The sequence below is a fragment of the Paraburkholderia silvatlantica genome, from assembly GCF_003096715.1.
Lineage (GTDB): Bacteria > Pseudomonadota > Gammaproteobacteria > Burkholderiales > Burkholderiaceae > Paraburkholderia > Paraburkholderia silvatlantica.
Window position 1 is genome coordinate 1 of the sequence record NZ_QEOL01000025.1, and the last position, 21,811, is coordinate 21,811.

Genomic DNA, 21,811 nt, shown 5'->3' on the forward strand with positions numbered 1-21,811 from the left:
TCGAAGCTCGCGCCGGGCAACCGCAAGGGCGCGGCCACGGGCGTGTACAACACCACGCAGTCGATCGGGCTCGCGCTCGGCGGCGTGGCGGGCGGATGGATCCTCAAGCACGAAGGCGCGAGCGCCGTCTTTTACACGTGCTCTGGGCTCGTCTTGTGCTGGCTCGTCATCGCACTCAACATGAAGGCGCCGCCGCTGCGCAGGGCCTGAGTTGCCCTCCTCCTCCTGAGCGACATGAGGCCGGCGATGGAATTGTCCGGAAAATCAGCATGGAAAAGCAGGGGATACAGATCGTGCGCATGTTCGGGCTGATTGACCGGCGAGCGCTGCAGCGAGCCAACCGGCTATGGCTCCATTACGGGGTATTCTGGCTCGGGGCGATCTCTGTCGGCCTCATCGCCGTGCTCTACGCGAAGCTGATCGATTTCGGCTACGGCCTGTTCCTGCGTTACGCCGCCGAGCACTTCTGGTTGCCTCTACTTGTAGCGCCCGCCACAGGTGCCGTCACGGTCTGGCTCACGCGGCGCTTCTTTGACGGCTCGGAAGGCAGCGGCATCCCGCAGGTCATCGCCATGCTTCACGGGCCGGACGAACTCGGCCCCCGACTACTCACGCTGCGGATCCTCGTCGGCAAGATCTTCATCTCCTTTCTGGCCATTCTCGGTGGATTTACGATCGGCCGCGAAGGACCCACCATTCACGTCGGCGCCGCCCTGATGTTCAGCCTGAGGCGTTTCTACCCCCGGCGTTTCCTTGCAATCCGCCCGGGCGTGCTGGAACGCAGGCTCGCTCTCGCGGGTGCAGCCGCAGGCCTGTCCGCAGCATTCAACGCGCCGCTCGCGGGCGTGGTGTTCGCCATCGAGGAACTCATGCGCAGCTTCGAGCAGCGCACGAGCGGCGTGCTGATTACGGCCATCATTTTTGCCGGCGTCGTCTCGCTGGGAATCCAGGGTAACTACGTGTACTTCGGCACGATCGATATCGGCTCGGGACTGCCCCAATGGCTCAGCCTCGCCGTCCTGCTGATCGGTGTGATTGCAGGCTTGCTTGGCGGCTGCTTTTGCTGGCTGCTGCTCAATACGAAGCGCTGGATGCCGGGACCGCTGCTCGAACTGCGCGGGAAGCGGCCGGTGCTGTTTGGCGCCTTCAGCGGCCTCGTCATCGCGGTCGTTGGCGTGCTGACGCACGGCCACACTTTCGGCAGCGGCTATGCCGAAGCACGCAGCATGCTCGAGGGTACTGCGCACGTCAGCGCGGCATACCCGGTCCTGAAGATGGTATCGATGGTGGGATCGTACCTGCCTGGCGCGCCGGGCGGTCTCTTCGCCCCTTCGCTCGCGATCGGGTCGGGCATCGGCAACACGGTGCACATGGTGTTCTCGCAGATGCAACTCCCGATGCTCATCGCGCTCGGCATGGTCGGCTATCTCGCGGCGGTCACGCAGAGTCCGATTACGGCGTTCGTGATTGTCATCGAGATGATCAACGGGCACGCGCTCGTCATTTCATTGATGGCCACGGCGCTCATCGCGAGCCGCGTCTCGCGCCTGTTCGCGCCGCCCCTGTACGAAGCGCTCGCGCAGCGTTACCTGCGGGAGCCGTAAAGTCAATGCCGGCACCGCGCCGGAGCTGATTTCAACGGGAACGACATGAAAATTGCGGACAAGCTGGAGAGGCGCCTGCTGGGCATGGCACACGTGCTGTGTCTCATCGCCCTCGTGGGGGCCGTGCTGGCCATGATTGCACTGATGTTCGCACTCGCGCTTCCGGGAAAGACTGCTGTCACCGCAGATCCTCCACTGAGTGCCAGCGAAGTTCTCTCCTCGATACCGGGTTCGGAAGCGGCGAACGATGCCCTGTCAAATGACAGCGCGAACGGCAGCTACCCCACAGTAAACGTGCCTGGCGCGGCGGGATTCCTGATTCCCGCTCCATTGCGTACCGTATTGAGTCAGGACAATGCGAGTCAGCCGCTGCTCGAGGCATGGCTGGCCAGCGTCCCCCTGGCCGACCGGCAGCAGTTTCTGGACGAGCTCTCCGACATCGTCGTGCGGGCAACGCAGCATGCGGCAAGCTGGGAATGGGACAATCGCGAGCGGTATGTCGCGGCGGCCATGAACCAGTACGCCCGGGTCAAGATCGAGCGCATTGGAGACGCCCAAAGCGCCATGCAGGCCGCGCGCGGCAGAAGCGAACAGCTCGGGGCATCGCTGGGAACGCTCCTCGCACTGGCAGGCTTCCTCGTCCTGTTGTTGCTGCTGACCGCGATCGAGCGCAATACGCGCAACAGTAGGTGAACGACGGGCGTGACCGCAGCGCCGCCCTGGCTGCGCCGATACGGCACGCGCATAACCGGTACGGCTGGCTGGGACCACCGCGAGGCAATCCTGAGCTTTGCGAACTCTCTACGGCGCGCGATGCCGAAGCCGCAGCCGCCGAACCGCTCGAATGCCCTCTTCGTGCGAGTCCATGAACTACCTCCAGGTTGCCAGGTTTTTTGTCCGCATCTCCCAGGCGGCCCGTTTTCTGCACACATTTAACGGCGGCGCTACACTCGTGCGGTTGTCGAAGGGCCGTGCCCACGGGCCTGCGCTTTGGCCCGCCCATTAGGCGGGCCACGCGGAACAGCCGGCGCGCGGACGCTTCGATTGCATTATCGAGAACGACAAATCCCCACTTTCGGAGAGCCGCTCCATGACGACATTAACAATCAACGGAGAAACGCATACCGTCGACGCGCCGCCCGACATGCCGCTGCTCTGGGTCCTGCGCGACATCGTCGGCCTCACCGGCACGAAGTTCGGCTGCGGCATTGCACAGTGCGGCGCATGCACGGTGCATCTCGACGGCGAGGCCGCGCGTTCGTGCGTGCTGCCCGTCGCCGCCGTTGCGGGCCGCAAGATCACCACCATCGAGGCCATTGGCGCAACGCCCGCTGGACAGAAAGTGCAGAAGGCCTGGCGCGAAATCGACGTCGTGCAGTGCGGCTACTGTCAATCGGGGCAGGTGATGTCGGCGACGGCACTCATCGCCACGAATCCGAACCCGAGCGACGCGGATATCGACGCCGCCATGGCGGGCAACATCTGCCGCTGTGGTACCTATGCGCGCATTCGCGCCGCCATCAAACAAGCCGCGAAGGAGGCCTGACATGTCACAGGGTCTCCTCGACGCGCAAAACGGCGCGCCGCAACGCAGGCAGCATGTCGCCGTGAGCGGCCCATTCTCGCGCCGCGCGTTTCTCAAGCTCGGCGCGGCAGCGGGCGGCGGCCTGCTGCTCGGCATCAGCTTTTCTGCCGGCGCGCAGGGCGACAGCCAGAGGCGTCAATCGGTCGTGGGCGGCGACGGCAACGAAGCCCCGCAAGACGGCGTGTTCGAGCCGAACGCATTCGTGCAGATCGACCGCTCGGGCAAGGTCACGCTGATCGTCCCGAAGGTGGAGATGGGGCAAGGCGTCTACACCTCGATTCCGATGCTGATCGCGGAAGAGCTCGAAGTGCCGCTCGATAGCGTCACGATCGATCACGCGCCGCCCAATGCGAAGCTCTTCACCGACCCGCTGCTGGGCGGTCAACTCACGGGCGGCTCGACGTCGATTCGCTTTGCCTGGCAACCCATGCGCGAAGCGGGCGCCGCCGCGCGCACCGTTCTGATCCAGGCGGCGGCGCAACAATGGCAGGTCGATCCCGCCACTTGCCACGCCAAGGCGGGCGAGGTGCTGCACGACGCAAGCGGCCGGCGCATCGCCTATGGCCAGCTCGTCGACGCGGCCGCCCGTCTGCCCGTGCCGCAGAAAGTGGCGCTCAAGGACCCGAAAGCCTTCACGCTGATCGGCAAGCCCACAAAGCGCCTCGACTCGCCCGAGAAGGTGGACGGCTCGGCGCTTTTCGGCCTCGACGTGCGCCTGCCGGGGATGGTCTACGCGGCCATCGTGAACTGCCCCGTGTTCGGCGGTACGCCCGCGAAGGTCGACGACACGCACGCGTTGCAGGTCCCCGGCGTCACGCAGGTCGTGAAGATCGACAATGCGGTGGCCGTGATCGGCGCACACACGTGGGCCGCCAAACGGGGCGCTGCGGCGCTCGTCGTCGAGTGGAACGAGGGCGCGGGCGCGAACGTTTCGATGCAGCAGATCGTCGCCGATCTCGCGAGCGCCTCGCAACGCGAGGGCGCCGTCGCACGCAAGGACGGCGACGTGCAGCAGGGGTTCGGCACCGCAAAAACGCGCATCGATGCCGTTTATCAGCAGCCATTCCTTGCACACGCAACGATGGAGCCGATCAACTGCACGGTCAACGTGCAGCCCGATGGCTGCGAAATCTGGGTGGGCACCCAGGTGCCCACGCGCGCCGTGGATGCGGCCGTTGCCGTCACGGGTCTGAAGCCCGAACAGGTCACGCTGCACAATCATCTGCTTGGCGGCGGCTTCGGGAGGCGGCTCGAAGTCGATGCCATCACCCAGGCGCTCAAGATCGGCAAACAACTCAAGGTGCCGGTGAAGGTGTTCTACACGCGCGAAGAGGACATTCAGCACGACATGTACCGGCCGTATTACTACGACAGCATCTCGGCCGGGCTCGACGCGAACGGCAAGCCCGTCGCCTGGCAGCACCGCATCGCGGGCTCCTCGATCATGGCGCGCTTTGCTCCCCCCGCGTTCCAGCACGGCGTCGACCCCGACGCGGTGGAAGTCGCCGCCGATCTGCCCTACGACCTGCCGAACCAGTTGATCGAATACGTGCGCCAGGAGCCGCGCGCGGTGCCCACAGCGTTCTGGCGCGGCGTGGGGCCCACGCGCAGCACGTTCGTGGTGGAGAGCTTCGTCGACGAACTGGCCGTGGCCGCGAAAACCGATCCGGTCACTTACCGCCGCAATCTGCTCGGCAAGTCGCCGCGCGCGCTGGGTGTGCTCGACGCGGCCACGCGCGCTGCAAACTGGGGACCGCCCATGCCGAAGGGGCAGGGGCGCGGCGTTTCGGTCATGCACGCGTTCGGCAGCTTCATGAGCATGGTCGCAGACGTTACCGTCGACGACGGCGAGGTGCGCGTGAACCGCGTGGTGTGCGCCGTGGATTGCGGCATGGCCGTGAATCCCGAGACCATCGAGGCGCAGATCCAGGGCGGCATCGTGTTCGGCATCACGGCCGCGCTGTGGGGCGAGATTACGATCGAGCGCGGACGCGTCACGCAAACCAACTTCACCGACTATCGAGTGATGCGCATCGACCAGATGCCGCTGATCGAAGTCCATCTGGTGAAGAGCGCCGAAGCGCCCGGCGGGATCGGCGAGCCCGGCACCGCGGCGGTCATACCGGCCGTGATGAACGCGATCTACGCGGCGACCGGAAAACGTCTGCGGCACTTGCCCGTGGGCCGCCAGCTCATGAACGCGGGCGCGTCCGCGCAGTCGGCTTGAGGGAGCGAACCATGACCAGGACAATCGACGCATCCCAACGCGCCCGCGGCCTGCGCCGCTTTGCCGGTGCCACGCTCGCGCTAGCGGCATTCGCGTGCGTGAGCGCGCGCCCCGCCCTCGCCGCGAGCGCAGCGGACGCCGCCACGGTCCAGCACGGCGCCTACCTCGCCGCCGTGGGCGACTGCGCGGCGTGCCACACGGCGCCGCACGGCAAGCCGTTTGCCGGCGGCCTGCCGATGAACACGCCGCTTGGACGCATCTACTCGACCAATATCACGCCCGACCCGGACACCGGCATTGGCGGCTATACGCAAGCGGACTTCGCGCGCGCCCTGCGCGAGGGCGTCGCGAGAGACGGCCACAACCTCTATCCGGCGATGCCCTACCCCTCGTACGCGAAGGTGCGCGACGAAGACATTGCCGCGCTCTACGCGTACTTCATGCAGGGCGTGCAGCCGGTCAAGCAGAGCAACCGCGACGCCGACATCAAGTGGCCGATGAACATGCGCTGGCCGCTCAAGATCTGGAACGCTGTCTTTCTCGACAAGGGCGCTTATCAGGACAAAGCGGGCAAGGACGTCGCGTGGAACCGCGGCGCGTACCTCGTGCAGGGTCTCGGCCATTGCGGCTCGTGCCACACGCCGCGCGGCGTCGGCTTCAACGAGAAGGCGCTCGACGAAAGCGGCGACGCCTGGCTCACGGGCGCCGTGCTCGACGGCTGGTTCGCCTCGAACCTGACCGGCGCGCACAACACGGGCCTCGGCCGCTGGAGCGAAGCGGACCTCGCGCAGTTCCTGAAGACGGGCGCGAACCAGCACGCCTCCGCGTTCGGCGCGATGACCGATGTGATCAACAAGAGCACCCAGGCCATGAACGACGCGGACGTCAACGCGATCGCGGTCTACCTGAAGTCGCTGCCGGCGAAGGGCGACGACGGCGGACCGGCGTATGCCTATGACGCGCAGGCGACGAAGGTGTCGCTCTCGCGTCCGGCGAACGATGCGGGTGCGCGCGTCTACACGGCGTACTGCATGCATTGCCACGGCGCCGACGGCCGTGGCTTCGCGCCGATGTTCGCGCCGCTCGCCGGCAATCCGAACGTGCTCGCGAAGGACGCGTCGTCACTCATCAACGTCACGCTCAACGGCACCGGCGCTCTCGTGATCCAGGGCATGCCCGCGCCATACCCCATGCCCGCTTATGCAGATGTCCTGAGCGACAAGCAGATCGCCGACGTACTCACGTTCGTGCGCGCGGGGTGGAACAACCAGGCAGGCGGGGTGGGCGCGGCGGAGGTCGCGAAGATGCGCACGAGGACGCAGGCGCCGCGGTAGGAAGAAGTGTCGAAGCGATCGCGCCGGCCATGAAGGCGGCCGGCGCGAGTGTCGCAAAACGCCCGCAACGTTAGTGAGCGAGCGGTTGCGTCACGTCCTGGCCGAACCACTGCATGGAGATCTTCTTGAGCGTGCCGTCCTGCTTGAGCGAGGTGAGCGCGTCGTTGATCGCCTTCTCGAACTTCGGATTGCCCTTGCGGAACGGAATGGCCATTTGCTGATCGGCGCCCGGCAACACGGCGCCTGGACGCAGGGGCAGATTCGACGTCTTGATGATGTACGGCAGCATCAGGCGGTCGTCCATCGTCGCGTCGATGCGCTTCGCGGCCAGGTCGCGCAGCTTCTCGGGCGCGCCGGGATACGTCTGCACGTTGATGCCGGGCACGGCGCGCGCCATCTGGTCATAGTTGGTGCCGAGCGTCACGCCGAGCTTCTTGTCGCCCTTGAATGCGTCGAGCGTCTTGAATTCGCGTTTGTCGTCGGAGCGCTGGATCAATTGCGCGGCCGAGTACGTGTACGGCTGGCTGAAGTCGAGCGCCTGCTGGCGTTGCGGCGTGACGGTCACCTGATTGACGATCACGTCGAACTTGCCGGCCTGCAGCGCCGCAATAATGCCGCTCCACTCGGTGGGAATGAACTCGGGCTTGACCCCAAGTTTGGCCGCCACGGCCTTCGCCACATCCACGTCGAAGCCAACGAGTTCGCCCTTGCTGTCACGGGAATCGAACGGGGGATAGGTGCCCTCCAGACCGATTTTGAGCACCCCGGCCTGTTTGACCGAATCCAGCAGATCTTCCGCATGGGCGGAAATGGCGGTAAATCCAAGTGCCGATACGGCAAGCGCGCTTGTGAACAGGAGCTTCGTCAACTTCATTCAACCTCTCCTCTTTATGTGGATGTCTGCACTGCTTCGCGACGGCACATCAGCGCCCCCCGAGGCCGCGTCGCTAGAGGATACTACGATCGGCAACGCGATCGTAGCCTGCACAACTGAGGACTTTCCCGCGCTGTGCGGCGCGCGAAACGGGGCAAATCGCCTTCGATTCCGGCCGCCGCCTGAAATGCAGGGATTCGCTTAACAGCGCGTTTGCGCGCGGCGCAATCAGCCGGCGCAGGCGTTCATCGCCGTCACGGCCTCCAACGCTGCGCCCACCATCCTGCTCACCACCGGCCCGACTTTCTGGGCGAGCGACGGCGCGTAGTCGAACGGCGCTGCCTCGCTCATGTACGTCGACTGGCACATTTCGAGTTGCACGGCATGCACGCCATCCTGCGGCGCGCCGTAACGACGCGTGTTGTAGCCGCCCTTGAACCGGCCATTCGCGATCCACGTGAAGCCGCTCGCAGCCGCCGCGCGCTCGACCGCCGCCTGCACCGCCGCCGCTGCCGTGCGCCCGTCCTGCGTGCCGATGTTCAAATCGGGCAGCTTGCCGTCGAATAGCCGCGGCAGCACGCTTGCAATCGAATGCGCTTCCCACAGCAGCACGTTGGCGTGCTGCGCGCGCAGACGCTGCAGCTCGGCGCGCAGCGCGTCGTGATATGGCTGCCAGTACGCGGCGACGCGGCGTTGGCGCTCGTGCGCAGCGGGCGCGCGGCCCTCGCGATAGAGCGCCTCGCCGCGGAACGTTTCAGTCGGGCACAGCGAAGTCGTCGTCTGCCCCGGGTACAGGCTTTCGTCGTTGGGCGGCCGGTTCAGGTCGATCACATAGCGCGACACGCGCGCACCGAGTATCGTCGCGCCCAACGTCTTTGCAAACGCATAGAGCCGGTCGAGATGCCAGTCGGTATCGGCAACCGTGAGCGCAATGTCCGTATAAGCGTCGCGCAGCGCCTCGGGAATCTGCGTGCCGAGGTGGGGAATCGAGATCAGCAGCGGCGCCGTGCCGCGTTCGAGCGTAAAGAGGTCGGTCATGGGGTTCCGTCCGGTTGGCCGCGCACTCAAGCGCCAGCGAGGAGATGGTTCAACGCCTTGCGATAGCCGGCGTACAGCCGCGTTTCGTCGCGGTGGCGGCGCTGCGCGACGACTTGCTCGCCGCCCACATAGACGTCGCGCACCGGCGTCTCGCCGTGCTCGCAGAACACCACTGAGGATAGCCAGCTTTGCGGCGTCTGCTGCGCGAGATTCGGATGCTGCGCGTCGAGCACGAGCCAATCCGCGCGGGCGCCCTGGCGCAACGCGCCCACCGCGCGCCCCGTCGCGCGCGCGCCGCCTGCGAGCGCCGCGTCGAAAAGACGGTCGGCAACCTGCGCGTTCCCCGCCGACGCGAGCACGTTGCGTTCGCGCTGCGCGAGCCGCTGCCCGTATTCGAGCAAGCGCAATTCGGCGCGCCAGTCCACGCCGATATGGCTGTCCGAGCCGATGCCGAACGCGCCGCCCGCATCGAGATACTCGCGCGTGGGGAAAATGCCGTCACCGAGATTCGCTTCGGTCGTGAGGCACAAGCCCGCAATCGCACCGCTCTGGGCGAGCGCGGCGGTCTCCCGCGCATCGATATGCGTGGCATGGACGAGGCACCAGCGCGCGTTCACGTCGAACCGGTCGAGGAGCCATTGCACCGGCCGCGCACCTTCTGTCGCGAGGCAAGCCTCGACTTCGGCCGTCTGTTCGGCGATGTGGATATGCACGGGCGCGCCAGGAAGCGCGTGGTCCAGGCCTTCCAGCAGCGCGCGCAACGAGTCGTGTGAAACCGCGCGCAGCGAATGTGGTGCAACGCCGTAGCGCAACGCGCCGTGCTCGGGCCGCCACGCACGCAGCGCCTCGACGATGCCGAGCAACTGTTCCGGCGTGTTGATGAAGCGGCGCTGATCGTCACGCGGCGTTTGCGCGCCGAAGCCGCTGTACTGGTAGAGCACGGGCAGCATGGTCATGCCGATGCCGGTCGCGCTCGCTGCGTCGACCACACGCTGCGCCAGTTCGGCGGGGCTCGCATAGCGCTGGCCGTCTTGCGCGTGATGCACGTAGTGAAACTCGCAGACGGACGTGTAGCCGGCCTTGAGCATTTCCACGTAAAGCCAGCTCGCGACCGCGGCAAGATCGTCGGGCGTGAGGCGCGCGGCGAACCGGTACATCAGGTCACGCCAGCTCCAGAAGCTGTCGGTGGGATTCGCGCGATATTCGGTGAGGCCTGCCATCGCTCGCTGGAAAGCATGCGAATGAAGATTAGGCATGCCAGGCACGATCGGCCCCGGCGCGCGCGCAACGCCGCTCGGCGCATTCGCGAGGTCGGGCGTCACGCCGCGCAGCGTGCCCGTGGCGTCCCATTCGAGCAGCACGTTGCGGCGCCAGCCGCCGGGCAGGTACGCATGGTCCGCGAAGAGCGCATTCGTCATGGAAAGCGGGGAAATCGGGGCGCCCCTCGAATCAGGCGCGCGCGATATCGATTGTGACGGTACGGACGAGCGGCTCATACGCGCGACAACACCGCTTGCAGGAAACTGCGCGTGCGCGGTTGTGCCGGCGCGGTGAAGATCGTCGAAGGCGGTCCCGCCTCGACGATCTCGCCGCCATCCATCACGACCACGACATCGGCCACTTCCTTCGCGAAGCCCATCTCGTGCGTGACGACCACCATGGTCATGCCCTCGGAAGCCAGCAGCTTCATGACCTGCAAGACTTCGCCGACCAGCTCCGGGTCGAGCGCAGAAGTCGGCTCGTCGAACAGCATCACGCGCGGCTGCATGGCCAGCGCGCGCGCAATGGCCACACGCTGCTTCTGCCCGCCCGAAAGGCTCGCCGGCATACCATGCGCCTTGTGCGCGAGCCCGACTTTCTCGAGCAACGCAAGCGCGGCGGACTCGGCTTGCGCCTTCGATGCCCCGCGCAGCATGCGCGGCCCGACCGTGATGTTGTGCAGCACCGAGAGGTGCGGAAACAGGTTGAACGACTGGAACACCATGCCGACTTCGGTACGCAGCGCATTGAGCGCGCGGTCCTTGAGCATCGCGCCGTTTTCCACGAGGCGATGACCGCAGATATCGATGGTGCCGCCCTCGGGCTGCTCGAGCCCGTTGCAGCAGCGCAGGAACGTGCTCTTGCCCGAACCGCTCGGGCCGATCACCACGACCACCTGTTGCGGCTGAATGTCGAAGTCGATGCCGTTGAGCACGAGGTGCGAGCCAAACGACTTCTTGAGCCCGCGAATGCTGACGATCGGTTCCTGTTTCGCGCTCATTGCACCATCCCTCCCGCGCGCAAGCGGCGCTCGACTCGATGCAGCGCATAATTTGTCGTCTGCGTGAGCACGAGATAGACGAGCGCAATCACGAGGTACACCTCCAGCGAGCGATACGAAACGCTGATGATCTTCTGGCCTTCATGCATCAGGTCGTCGATCGTCAGCAGCGAGACCAGCGCGGAATTCTTGATGAGCGCGATGAATTCGTTGCCGAGCGGCGGAATCATGCGAACCACGGCCTGCGGCAGGATGATCGCGCGCATGGCCTGCGCCGCCGACATGCCGATCGAACGCGCGGCTTCCATCTGCCCGCGATCGACGGACTGGATCGCGCCGCGCACGATCTCCGAGACATAGGCCGCCGAATAGAGCCCCAGCCCCAGCATGCCGCAGACGAACGCCGGCAGCAGGATGTTGAACTGCGGCAGTCCGAAAAAGAGCAGGAACAGCTGCACGAGCAGCGGCGTGCCGCGAAAGAACACGAGGTAGCCCGTGCAGAAGCCGTAAATGAGCCGCCTTTGCGGCGCGAGCCGGCCGATGCCGATCAGGAGGCCAAGCATGCAGCTGAGCACGAGCGCGGCGGCGGTCACTTCCACCGTCACCAGCGCGCCGTGTGCGATGTCGGCCCAGCCGGCGATAGCCGGAGAGAAGTCGAGTTGCATCGATCAGATCCGCCGGGTCACTTCGAACTCGTGCCGAACCACTTGTTCACGATCTGGGCGTAGGTGCCGTCCGCCTTGATCTTCGCAAGCGCGGCATTCAGCGCATCGCGCAGTTGCGGCTCGTCCTTCCGCACGGCAATGCCATAGGCTTCCTTCGTCAGTTCCGTGTCGAGCACGCGAAATCCCGCGCGCGTGCGGGCGAACTGGTACGCGGCGGGCTTGCCGGTCACGGCGGCGTCGGCGCGGCCAATGCCGACGAGGTCGAACATTTCCTGGTTCTTCTCGACCTCGACGCGCGTCACCTTCGGGTAGTTGTCGCGCAGGAAGTTCACCGACTTCGTGCCGACCTGCACCGAGACCTTCTTTCCGTCGAGATCGGCGAGCGTCTTGATGGGCGAGTCGGCCTTCACGAGCGCGACGAGGCCGCCCGCGAAATACGGCTGCGTGAAGTCCACCACCTGGCTGCGTTCAGGCGTGATGTAGATGCCGGAGATCGCGACGTCGAAGCGGTGCGCGATGAGGCCCGGAATCAGCCCCTTGAAGTCGATGTCGGTCCACTGAACCTGCTTGCCCATTGCCTTGGCGAGCGCGTTCATCAGGTCGACGTCGAACCCGGTGCGCTGACCGTTTTCCGTGAACTCCATCGGCGGGAAGGTCGCATCGGTCGCAACCTGGAGGACGTTCTGCGCCTGCGCGCTCGCGGTGCCGGGAGCGGCGGCGGCGAACATCGCGAGGGCGACGCACGTGGCGGACAGCAGTTTGTGCAGTTTCATGTTGGACTCCTGTGTGGTTTGTCGAGGCGCTGCGGATTTGGGCTTCGTTCTTTGTCTTCGTGCGTTGGCTTCGTTCGTTGCGGTCAATCGGTCTGCAGGCGGGCGGAGATGCCGTGTGCGGTGCGCAAGGTCCAGTCGGCGAGCTGCGGCTCGCGGCCCGCCACGCGCGAGGTCGGCGCCATCAAGGTAATCGATGCGTTGGCAAGCACGCCGCGCGCAACGCGCCGGAACACAGGCGCACTCACGCCCCACACGCCGGGGTCGACTTCGCTTTCGCTTACCGCGTAGCCGCGCGCGCGAATCTGCTCCAGTTCCGCCTCCATGGCGGCGCGGCCTTGAGGGTCGCCGGCGAAGATGCGCTCGAGCGTCTCGCCGCGCGCCTTTTCATGCATGAACGCGAGCAATGACCTGGCCGACGCCCCGGCCTTGAGCGGCACCGCGCGCCCCTTCTCGAACGAACAGCGCAGCGAATGCGTGCTTTCGACCATTTCGAGGCAGACCACCTGGTCGTTCACGGCAACGACGAGCCCAACGCTCTCCTGCGAAGTCCGCGCGAGTTGCAGCATGCCTTCGCGGCTCGATTCGACGAGCAGCGAATTGACGTCGAAGCCGAGCGCAAGCTGCAGACTGATGGGGCCCGGCGCGTAGTAGCCGGCGTCTTCGGTCACGAAGCCCCAGCGCTTGAGCACCGCGACCTGGCGATAAAGGGTGCTTTGCGCGAGCCCCGTAGCCGCGAGCATGTCCTTCGCGGACATCGCCTTGCCGCGGCTCGCGAGTGCCGAAAGCACGAGTAGCAGGCGCTCTGCGCCGGTAACACCGGGTTCCTGTTTCACCTGGACGTCGAAGGCTGAATCGATGCACTCAGCATGCCACGTCACTCCCGGAAATCAAAAATACGATTCCCAGCGAATGGGAATGAAATGGGAGGGTTTTCCCTGGGATGTCCGATGTCCCCGCGTGGGTCCGCCCGATGTCTTTTGCCCGCTTCTGGTAATGTCACGCACATGCAAACGATCCTCTCCATCGAGAATCTCTCGAAAGTCTATGCATCGGGACTCCGGGCACTCACGAACATCAATCTGGACATTGCGCGAGGCGAGATCTTCGCGCTGCTGGGACCGAACGGCGCGGGCAAGACGACACTGATCAGCATCGTCTGCGGCATCGTCAATGCGAGCGAAGGCAGTGTGCGCGTGGCCGGTCACGATATCGTCGCCGACTACCGCGCCGCGCGCTCGCTGATCGGCCTCGTGCCTCAGGAGCTGACGACCGACGCGTTCGAAACGGTCTGGGCCACCGTATCGTTCAGCCGCGGCCTGTTCGGCAAGGCGCCCAACCCCGCGTATGTCGAGCGCGTGCTGCGCGACCTCTCGCTGTGGGAGAAGCGCAACAACAAGATCATGACGCTCTCGGGCGGCATGAAACGCCGCGTGCTGATCGCGAAGGCGCTCGCGCACGAGCCGCAAGTCCTGTTTCTGGACGAGCCGACGGCGGGGGTGGACGTCGAGCTGCGCCGCGACATGTGGGAACTCGTGCGCGGCCTCAAGGCGAATGGCGTGACGATCATCCTGACGACGCACTACATCGACGAGGCGGAGGAGATGGCCGACCGCATCGGCGTCATCAACGCGGGCAAGATCATGCTCGTCGAGCACAAGGACGTGCTCATGCGCAAGCTCGGCCGCAAACAGCTGACGTTGCAGCTCGACGCCCCGCTGGGCGCCATTCCGGACGGCCTCGCCGCCTGGGGGCTGGAGCTGGCCGACGGCGGCGCCGAACTCACCTATACCTACGACAGCGAGAGCGAACGCAACGACATCATCGCGCTGCTGAAGAACCTGAACGAGGCGGGCATCGGCTTCACGGACCTGAAAACGAGCCAGAGTTCGCTGGAGGACATCTTCGTGAGTCTCGTCCACCAGGACCCGGCGGCCCCTTCACGGCCCGCCCCAGCTTCGGTCGCAGAAGACGGCAAAAGACAGGTAACCTCCCGATGAACCACTACGCAATTCGCGCCATCTACCGGTTCGAAATGGCGCGCACGCGGCGCACGCTGATGCAGAGCATTGTCGCGCCGGTCATTTCGACCTCGCTCTACTTCATCGTATTCGGCTCCGCTATCGGCTCGCGCATCAAGGAAGTGAACGGCGTCAGCTACGGCGCGTTCATCGTGCCGGGCCTGATCATGCTGTCGCTGCTTTCGCAGAGCATCTCGAACGCGTCGTTCGGCATCTACTTCCCGCGCTTCACGGGCACGATCTACGAACTGCTCTCCGCGCCCGTGTCCTACCTCGAAATCGTGGTCAGCTATGTCGGCGCGGCGGCGACCAAGTCGGTCGTGCTCGGGCTCATCATCCTCGCGACCGCGGCGCTCTTCGTGCCGATCCAGATCCAGCATCCCCTGTGGATGGCGCTGTTCCTGCTGCTCACCGCGGTCACGTTCAGCCTGCTCGGTTTCATCATCGGCATCTGGGCGGACAACTTCGAGAAGCTGCAGATCGTGCCGCTTCTCGTCATCACGCCGCTGACCTTCCTCGGCGGCGCCTTCTACTCGGTCGACATGCTGCCGACGGCGTGGAAGGTGATCACGCTATTCAACCCGATCGTCTATCTCATCAGCGGTTTTCGCTGGAGCTTCTACGGGCTCGCGGATGTCGACGTCGGCGTGAGTCTCGGCATGACAGCCGCCTTTCTCGCCTTGTTCCTCGCGATCACCGCGTGGATCTTCAAGACGGGCTACCGGCTGAAAACCTGACGCCAGGGCGCCCGCCTCGAACTTCAGGCTGGCAGCTGTCCCGGCGCGCCGTCGAGCGGCCGGGCCTGCGGGCCGTTCAGGGGCGCGTCGAACGAGCCGTCCAGAATACGCAGCTTGTCGGTCATATCGGGGAAGTTGTGGCCTGCCGCGCGCAGCTCGTTCACGAGCCGATGCGCAACGGCCCGGCAGTGAGCCAGCGTCTCATGCAGGCGCGGCTCCGACTGCAGACCGGTCACCGCCCGCTCCAGGTCCGGGGGAGATTCGCTCAGCAAAGCGGGAACGACTTCGTCCGGCGGGATCAGCGAGCCGTGACTCAGCAGTTGCGCGGTCCAGTCGCAGCCGTACAGCAGTGCGCGCCTCTCGGCCCTGCGCGCTTCGTCCTGTTCGAGCGTGGCGAGGCTGTGGCGATTCTTCTGAATCTCGGCGCGCCACGGCGCCAGAATGTCGGCACGCAGCGCCGCTATCGCTTCGCCGAGCGCAGCGTTCTGCCCACCCGCGACGAGCCGGCGTTCATCCAGCCTGTCCACCTCGTCCCGGTAACCTTCGAGGTACGCCAGCCAGTTCAACGGCAACTCCGGCTTTTCGAAGAAAGCGCGCCTCACTTCATTGAGTTCGTTGCGAATATCCTGCAGCGCCTGGTTGTCGGCAAGACGCGCCTCATGCACGTCGTGCGCCGTCACCATCTGCCGGTGCAGCGGAAAGAGCGGATTGCCGTAGCGCCGCTGCAGATGCCGCTCAGCCGCGCCCGGACGGGCGCTCCATTTCCAGTTGGGCAACGATTTCGCGTCGAACTCGACCGCCTGGATCATCGGCCGGAAAACGGCCAGCGCTTCGTCAGTCGCATGGCGAAAGCAGTCCGCCAGCTTGTAGTCGTTGCCTTGCAGGGAGGCCGCCGCATCGCCCGCATAAGGCGAATCGGGCCTGAGCCTGAGCGTGCCGGTGGCCAGAAAGAATTCCATCGGCAGTTCGATGCTCAGGCCTTCCAGGCTGAACGCCCGCTGCCCGGCGGAAATCGCCTCGACAGCGTGCGCGAGGCGGTTTTCCTGATCGAGGAGCGCGTCGATCGCGTCTCCCGACGACGGCTGCGCCGCATCGGCTAGCAGGCAGAACGTTTCGCGGGCCATTCTCGCCGCGATGGTGCCGTGCTTCTCAGCAAAGAGCCAGAACCAGAGGGCAAGCTGATAGCCCTTGACCCCATTTTGGGCGATCGATTCGACTGCGGGAGTGAATGCGATGCCGGGCGCGGCCCAGTTCGTGAACGGCGGCGTGCCGACGCCCTGGTACATGCTCAGGAGCTGGCGTATCGATTCATGCGTATCGCCGGGCCAGTTGCGCGCCTCTTCCTGGCGCTTCTCTGTCTTCCAGAACCTCCAGTCCATTCTGCACCTCGCAAGAGAGCAAGAGTCTCGGTGCGACTCGCTGCGAGGGATACTTGCACACTCCGCCGAGGGCGTAAACCGGTGATGTCCGCGCTTGCCCTTCAAGCCCCGCTCAATTCCCGATGGAGCGCGACGAATTCGCGTGTGAGCTTATGGGCCGGATCGAGGTGAACGACGGGCCTGGCCTGCTGATGCGATTCGCGAATCTTCACCGACGAAGACAGCCGCGACGACAGCACCGGCAACCCTTCGTCGACGAGTTCGTCGACGAGTTTTTGCGGCAGGCTCGCGCGCGGCTGGAACTGGTTGATGACGATGCCTTCGACCGTGAGCCCGGCATTGTGATCCTGCTGAATTTCCTTCACGTTCTCGAGCAGCGTGTAGAGTGCGCGGCGCGAGAAGTCGTCGCAGTCGAATGGAATGAGACAGCGCTCGACCGCGATCAGCGCCGAGCGCGTGTAGAAGTTCAACGCAGGCGGCGTGTCGATGTAAATCGCATCGTACATGTCGAGTTCCTTGAGCGCATCGCGCAGCTTGTAGATCTTGTAGCGCGACTCGAGCTTCCCGTGCAGCGTGTCGAGATCGGGATGCGCGGGCATCACGTCCAGATTCTCGAAGGGTGTCGAATGAATGAACGACGTGACCTCGACCGGTCGGAAGCTGAACGTCAGCGCGGTTTCGAAGAAGTCGGCGACGTTGGGCTTCGCGCCGGTGGAAGCCGCGCCGAGCAGGTACTGGCTCGAATTTGCCTGCGCGTCGAGGTCGATGACGAGCGTACGCCGTCCCTCATTCGCGCTGATTGCAGCGAGATTGCAAACGATCGTTGACTTGCCTACGCCACCCTTCTGATTGAACACCACACGCCGCATGTCTTCGCGCCCCTGTTTCTCTCTCATTCGATGAGATGGATGAGGATGAGCATACCCGATGCGGCGGTGCAAAAAGATTCCTGGTGGCGGTTTTCCTGTTTTCCTGGGTTTTCCTGGGTTTTCCTGGGTTTTCCTGGGTTTTCCTGGGTTTTCCTGGGTTTTCCTGGGTTTTCCTGGGTTTTCCTGGTAGATGGCCAGGGCCTGTTCACGCTAATAACAGGGCCCGGTTATATCACCGCTTCATTTTCCCGCGCCGCCTGACTGGTTATAACCCGTACCGTCGCATGCGTAACTGGCGGTTGCTGGCAGCGCCAGGACAAACGATACAGCCAACAGGGCTGCAAAGATGCGCCGAGCTTTCATTTGCTTTTCTCCTTTTCAAATGTACGCCGGTACATCAAGCATAGGTCAGGTGACTTACAGCGCAATTTCGTGTGATTACGACATGAAGTGACGGCTCACGAGTGTCCCCAGAATTTGCGCTGCACCCGCATCACTTCCTCCTCGATCTCGGCTACGGGCCCGATCAGGTCGACGCGCTTCTGGCAATGATCGAAAACATAACGCGACGACACACTCATTGTCGGGTTCTCCGCGTGATTGCCCGTAGCCTGCAGCAACCGCTCTTCGGTCATGCCGAACACCACGCGCCCGATGTTCGCCCAATAGGCCGTGCCCGCGCACATGCAGCACGGCTCGACCGTCGTATAGAGCGTGCAACTCCACAAGTATTGCGGCGTGAAGTTGAGCGCGGCGATGCGCGCGAGCACGGCTTCCGCATGATTAACGGTATCGACATTACCCTGTTCGATGAGAACCGATTCCTGATCGGGCCCGACGAGAATGGCGCCAAACGGGTGATGGCCCAACTGCGTCGCACGTTGCGCAACCACGCTCGCGTGCCGCAAATGGCGGACGATCTGTTCGCGCGTCGGCGCGAGCCCTTGCTCAGGGAATGCCGATGCGCTCTGTTGCGGGGAAATGGTCAGGCTCAAAGCGCGTCTCCTCCTTGTTGCCGATGTTATTTCGGCAACGCGCCGTCCACGCCCTGCACGAACCAGTTCAGCCGCAGCAGCTCGGCGTCGGGCAGCGACGTGCCCGCCGCCACCTTGATCGCGCCGCTCTGATCCTTGATCGGTCCCGCGAACGGATCGAATTTGCCGGCGATGATGTCGTCGCGCTTTTGCGCGAGCGCCTTCTGCGCGGCAGGCGATACGGCTGCGGTATTGATGTCGGCGAGGTCGATGGCTTTTTCCTTGAGGCCCCACCACGTCGGCGTGTTGGTCCACGTGCCGGCCTGCACCTGTTCGATCAGGTGAGAGTAATAGACGCCCCAGTAACTCACGCAAGCACCCAGCTGGGCATTCGGGCCGAACTTCTTCATGTCGGAGTCCCAACCGAACGCATGCACTTTCTTCTGCTCGGCCGTCTGCATCGTCGCCGTCGAGTCGGTGTTCTGGATCAGCACGTCCGCGCCCTGGCCGATCAGCGTTTCGGCCGCCTGTTTCTCCTTACCCGGATCGAACCAGCTATTGATCCAGATGACCTTGACCTTCGCATTCGGATTGACCGATCGCGCGCCCATGGTGAAGGCGTTGATGTTGCGCACCACTTCGGGCACCGGCACCGAGGCGACAAAGCCGAGCGTATTCGTCTTCGTCGTATAGCCGCCAACGAGACCGGCCAGATACGCGCTCTGGTACGTGCGCACGTCGTAGGTCGCGAAGTTCGCGGCCTTCTTGTATCCCGTCGCATGCTCGAAGACGACGTCGGGATAATCCTTCGCAGTCTTCAGTTCGAAATCCTGAAAGCCGAAGCTGGAGCCCACGATAATCTTGTTGCCCTTGCTCGCGAGGTCGCGAAACACGCGCTCCGAGTCGGCGGATTCGGGCACGTTCTCGACGCGCGTGACCTTGATCTTGTCGCCGAACTTCGCTTCGATCGCCTTGACGCCCTGTTCGTGCGCGTAAGTCCAGCCTGCGTCACCGGGGTTGCCGAGATAGACGAACGCAACGCCCATCGGGGCCGCAGCGGCGGCAGTGGGGCTCAACGCGACCCAGGCGCCGAGCGTGGCGAAAAGCGCAGCCATGAGGCGTAGTGAGCGCACTGCCGCGCCACCGAATCTTGTTGCCATGAGGTCTCCAAAACAGGGAATGAGAAGGTCGAATAGTGGTCAGTCAAAATTGAGGCCGAAATTTCGATTCATTATGTGACGAATAACGGAATCGATATAACGCTCAATGCGTCGTCGAAGCACGCAAGCGTCCACCGCCTCGCGCTGGAACGCCTCGTGCTTGCCAATCCCGTTGCCCTTTCAACCTTTGCGCTCGGGAGACCTGCCATGCAAACCGCATTCGCCACGGATTTTTCGCACGTCAAGCCGCAGGACACCTCATTCACGGGCGGCGGCCTGCGCGACTTCTTGTCTATCGTGACCTGGGCATCGCCGAAGCCACGCACGGCAAGGTGGTCGCGCAACTCGTCAGGGCAAATCTTGCGCCGGAACTGGGCACGGGCTGGCACCGGCATGAGGCAGACTTTCATATCGTCATCATGCTCAAGGGCTGGGCGCGCTTCATGTACGGCGACAAGGAAACGCTCGTCGAAGCGGGCGACTGCGTGCATCAGGCGCCGGGCATCGCCCATTACCTCTTCGATTACTCGCCCGACATGGAGTACCTCGAAATCGTGAGCCCCGCCGACTTCAAGTCGATCGATGTGCAAGCGCCCTGCGCCGTGCCCGCGCCGACGCCCTGGCAAACGAGTCCCGCTACGTAACGCACGCCCTATTTGGGTTGCGCTTCAGCGGCGCGGCTGATCGCCGTTGCGGCATGCGCCTCGGCGTCGAGCAGTGCGCGCAGGGTCACCTGATCGTCGCCCATCGCCTCCGGCGCCGCGATGCGCCGTGCGCGCGGTTCGTGGTCGTGAATAGTCGAGCGCACGAGCGGGTAAATCTGCGTGTCCCAGCGGCGGCCGTTGAATACGCCGTAGTGGCCCACGCCCGTCTGCACATGATGCGTCTTCATATAAGGGCGCAGCCCCCGGCACAGATCATGGGCGGCAACGGTCTGGCCGACTGCGCAGATATCGTCCTTCTCGCCTTCGATCGTGAGCAGCGCGGTGCGGCGGATCGCGTGCGGTTCCACGAGGCGCTCGCCCACCTTGAGCTTGCCTAACGGCAGGGCGTATTCCTGAAACACCGATCTGACGGTTTCCAGGTAGAACTCCGCGGTGAGATCGGACGTGGCGAAGTACTCACGGTAGAACACGTTGAGCGCATCCGCCCTCGCGGGGTCGCCCTTCGCCCGCTCGTGGCGCATCTCCTCGAACGAAGCGAGATGACGCTCCAGGTTCATCGACATGAACGCACTGAGCTGCACGAAGCCCGGATACACGCGACGTTGCGCGCCGGGAAAACCGCCCGGCACCACGCTGATCAGATTGCGCTCGAACCACGTGATCGGCTTGCTGTTGGCGAGTTCGTTGACCTTGGTGGGATTCACCCGGCAATCGATCGGTCCCGCCATCAGCGTCATGCTCGCGGGCTGCGCGGGATCGTTGTCGGCGGCCATCAGCGAGACGGCGGCGAGCGCCGCGACCGTTGGCTGGCAGATCGCCACCAGATGCGCATCGGGGCCGATGCGCCGAATGAAGGACATGATGTGCTCGACGTATTCGTCGAAGCCGAAGCGCCCCGCCGACAAAGGCACGTCGCGCGGGTTGTGCCAGTCGGTGATATAGACGTCGTGGTCGGCGAGCATGGTGCGCACGGTGCCGCGCAGCAGCGTCGCGAAGTGCCCCGACATGGGAGCGACGAGCAGCACGCGCGGCTGCGGCGTGGCGACGTCCTTGCGAAAGTGCAGCAGCGAGGCGAACGGCGTGCGCTTGACGACCGCTTCGGTCACCGGCGTGCGCACGCCATCCACCTCCACCCCATCGATTTCGAACGGCGGACGCGTGTGCGAGAGCCCGGCAAGCTCGATCTGCTCGCACCACGCATCGAGATAGCGCGTATCGAAGCCGCAGGCGAGCGCGGGCCACGCCGCGAGCGCCGCGCGGGAGAACGACGCGGTAGTACGCCCGAACCTCGTCAAGTCCGCGAACGTCTGGTAGGCCAGATAGGCGAGCAGGTTCATTGGCAAAGATCCCGATTGTCTTGAACGCGAAGTGAAGCAGGCAATACATATGCCAGAAGCGTGCATTGGCACAGTGCTTGCACCTGCCCGGCAGGGTGCGCGAGCCCTCGTGCCCTGGCCGGCGCGTCACGCCATGGCGGCACGGCGCGGGCGCTGCGCGGCAAGCGGCGGGATGGTTCCCCTGCATGCCGCAATGTAGTGCGGCCAGTTGGCGTGAGCGGTGCATGCAGCGGCGATGCGCGCATTCGGTGCATGCGGCTTGCCGAGCGTCGCCCTGTTTGCCGTCATGTCCTCACCGTTCAGGAGCTTTCC

General features: G+C 64.6%; 22 protein-coding genes and 1 pseudogene. 10 read left to right on the forward strand and 13 right to left on the reverse strand.

Annotated features, from left to right (window positions below; all coding sequences use genetic code 11):
• From C7411_RS27775 to C7411_RS27800, 6 genes are all read left to right on the forward strand, one after another.
• Positions 1-210, forward strand: a 210-nt coding sequence (locus C7411_RS27775; protein ID WP_116603295.1) for an MFS transporter, incomplete at its 5' end; no start/stop codon positions are given.
• 59 nt (positions 211-269) lie between these two features.
• Complete coding sequence (locus tag C7411_RS27780) at positions 270-1,604, forward strand: chloride channel protein (RefSeq protein WP_221206456.1); 1,335 nt, start codon at positions 270-272, stop codon at positions 1,602-1,604.
• Between the two features lie 45 nt (positions 1,605-1,649).
• Positions 1,650-2,297 (forward strand): hypothetical protein, encoded by a 648-nt coding sequence (locus C7411_RS27785; protein WP_110388849.1) that lies wholly within the window; start codon positions 1,650-1,652, stop codon positions 2,295-2,297.
• Between the two features lie 397 nt (positions 2,298-2,694).
• On the forward strand, positions 2,695-3,150 hold the full coding sequence (locus C7411_RS27790) for a (2Fe-2S)-binding protein (RefSeq protein ID WP_110388850.1): 456 nt from the start codon (positions 2,695-2,697) through the stop codon (positions 3,148-3,150).
• A 1-nt stretch (position 3,151) separates the two neighbouring features.
• On the forward strand, positions 3,152-5,416 hold the full coding sequence (locus tag C7411_RS27795) for a xanthine dehydrogenase family protein molybdopterin-binding subunit (RefSeq protein ID WP_110388851.1): 2,265 nt from the start codon (positions 3,152-3,154) through the stop codon (positions 5,414-5,416).
• A gap of 11 nt (positions 5,417-5,427) precedes the next feature.
• Positions 5,428-6,750 carry a c-type cytochrome gene (locus C7411_RS27800; protein WP_110388852.1) on the forward strand — a complete coding sequence of 441 codons (1,323 nt, stop codon included), beginning with the start codon at positions 5,428-5,430 and terminating at the stop codon, positions 6,748-6,750.
• A 70-nt stretch (positions 6,751-6,820) separates the two neighbouring features.
• Here C7411_RS27800 and C7411_RS27805 read toward each other — a convergent pair whose 3' ends face one another.
• The 7 genes from C7411_RS27805 to C7411_RS27835 all read right to left on the reverse strand — a co-directional run bounded on the left by C7411_RS27805 (position 6,821) and on the right by C7411_RS27835 (position 13,193).
• Positions 6,821-7,624 (reverse strand): transporter substrate-binding domain-containing protein, encoded by an 804-nt coding sequence (locus C7411_RS27805; RefSeq protein ID WP_110388853.1) that lies wholly within the window; start codon positions 7,622-7,624, stop codon positions 6,821-6,823.
• Between the two features lie 228 nt (positions 7,625-7,852).
• Entirely contained in the window at positions 7,853-8,662 is an 810-nt protein-coding gene (hutG, locus tag C7411_RS27810) for an N-formylglutamate deformylase (protein ID WP_110388854.1), read from the reverse strand.
• Positions 8,663-8,688: 26 nt separating this feature from the next.
• Positions 8,689-10,080, reverse strand: coding sequence for a formimidoylglutamate deiminase (locus C7411_RS27815; RefSeq protein ID WP_110388855.1), 1,392 nt, complete (start codon positions 10,078-10,080; stop codon positions 8,689-8,691).
• A 74-nt stretch (positions 10,081-10,154) separates the two neighbouring features.
• Positions 10,155-10,922 carry an amino acid ABC transporter ATP-binding protein gene (locus C7411_RS27820; RefSeq protein ID WP_110388856.1) on the reverse strand — a complete coding sequence of 256 codons (768 nt, stop codon included), beginning with the start codon at positions 10,920-10,922 and terminating at the stop codon, positions 10,155-10,157.
• Positions 10,919-11,587, reverse strand: coding sequence for an amino acid ABC transporter permease (locus tag C7411_RS27825; protein ID WP_042270114.1), 669 nt, complete (start codon positions 11,585-11,587; stop codon positions 10,919-10,921). The genes C7411_RS27820 and C7411_RS27825 overlap by 4 nt, the downstream gene beginning before the upstream one ends.
• Positions 11,588-11,604: 17 nt before the next feature.
• Entirely contained in the window at positions 11,605-12,360 is a 756-nt protein-coding gene (locus C7411_RS27830; RefSeq protein WP_110388857.1) for a transporter substrate-binding domain-containing protein, read from the reverse strand.
• A gap of 83 nt (positions 12,361-12,443) precedes the next feature.
• Positions 12,444-13,193, reverse strand: a complete 750-nt coding sequence (locus C7411_RS27835; RefSeq protein WP_110388870.1) for an IclR family transcriptional regulator — start codon at positions 13,191-13,193, stop codon at positions 12,444-12,446.
• A 171-nt stretch (positions 13,194-13,364) separates the two neighbouring features.
• On the opposite strand from C7411_RS27835, the gene C7411_RS27840 reads away from it, so the two are divergent.
• Positions 13,365-14,357: an ABC transporter ATP-binding protein gene (locus C7411_RS27840; protein WP_110388858.1), complete on the forward strand. Its 993-nt coding sequence runs from the start codon at positions 13,365-13,367 to the stop codon at positions 14,355-14,357.
• Positions 14,354-15,115, forward strand: coding sequence for an ABC transporter permease (locus C7411_RS27845; RefSeq protein ID WP_110388859.1), 762 nt, complete (start codon positions 14,354-14,356; stop codon positions 15,113-15,115). Before C7411_RS27840 ends, C7411_RS27845 begins: the two co-directional genes overlap by 4 nt.
• Positions 15,116-15,138: 23 nt before the next feature.
• Here C7411_RS27845 and C7411_RS27850 read toward each other — a convergent pair whose 3' ends face one another.
• Both C7411_RS27850 and C7411_RS27855 read right to left on the reverse strand, forming a co-directional pair.
• A complete protein-coding gene (locus C7411_RS27850; RefSeq protein ID WP_243413376.1) occupies positions 15,139-16,494 on the reverse strand; it encodes a tryptophan leader peptide in 1,356 nt (451 codons plus the stop codon).
• A 101-nt stretch (positions 16,495-16,595) separates the two neighbouring features.
• Positions 16,596-17,363: a ParA family protein gene (locus C7411_RS27855; protein WP_110388860.1), complete on the reverse strand. Its 768-nt coding sequence runs from the start codon at positions 17,361-17,363 to the stop codon at positions 16,596-16,598.
• A gap of 45 nt (positions 17,364-17,408) precedes the next feature.
• Here C7411_RS27855 and C7411_RS27860 point away from each other — a divergent pair, with 45 nt between their 5' ends.
• Positions 17,409-17,624 carry a hypothetical protein gene (locus C7411_RS27860; protein WP_133253711.1) on the forward strand — a complete coding sequence of 72 codons (216 nt, stop codon included), beginning with the start codon at positions 17,409-17,411 and terminating at the stop codon, positions 17,622-17,624.
• 197 nt (positions 17,625-17,821) lie between these two features.
• Here C7411_RS27860 and C7411_RS27865 read toward each other — a convergent pair whose 3' ends face one another.
• Entirely contained in the window at positions 17,822-18,358 is a 537-nt protein-coding gene (locus tag C7411_RS27865) for a nucleoside deaminase (protein WP_110388862.1), read from the reverse strand.
• Between the two features lie 26 nt (positions 18,359-18,384).
• Entirely contained in the window at positions 18,385-19,497 is a 1,113-nt protein-coding gene (locus C7411_RS27870) for a BMP family ABC transporter substrate-binding protein (protein ID WP_181431417.1), read from the reverse strand.
• A 207-nt stretch (positions 19,498-19,704) separates the two neighbouring features.
• Here C7411_RS27870 and C7411_RS27875 point away from each other — a divergent pair.
• Positions 19,705-20,141: pseudogene (locus C7411_RS27875) on the forward strand (cupin domain-containing protein).
• An 8-nt stretch (positions 20,142-20,149) separates the two neighbouring features.
• Here C7411_RS27875 and C7411_RS27880 read toward each other — a convergent pair.
• Together C7411_RS27880 and C7411_RS37660 are read right to left on the reverse strand one after the other, a co-directional pair.
• The gene (locus C7411_RS27880; protein WP_110388863.1) at positions 20,150-21,499 is read right to left on the reverse strand and encodes a polyhydroxyalkanoate depolymerase; all 1,350 of its coding nucleotides are present in this window, start codon (positions 21,497-21,499) and stop codon (positions 20,150-20,152) included.
• A gap of 126 nt (positions 21,500-21,625) precedes the next feature.
• Positions 21,626-21,787, reverse strand: coding sequence for a hypothetical protein (locus tag C7411_RS37660; RefSeq protein WP_165822905.1), 162 nt, complete (start codon positions 21,785-21,787; stop codon positions 21,626-21,628).
• Positions 21,788-21,811 lie beyond the last annotated feature (24 nt).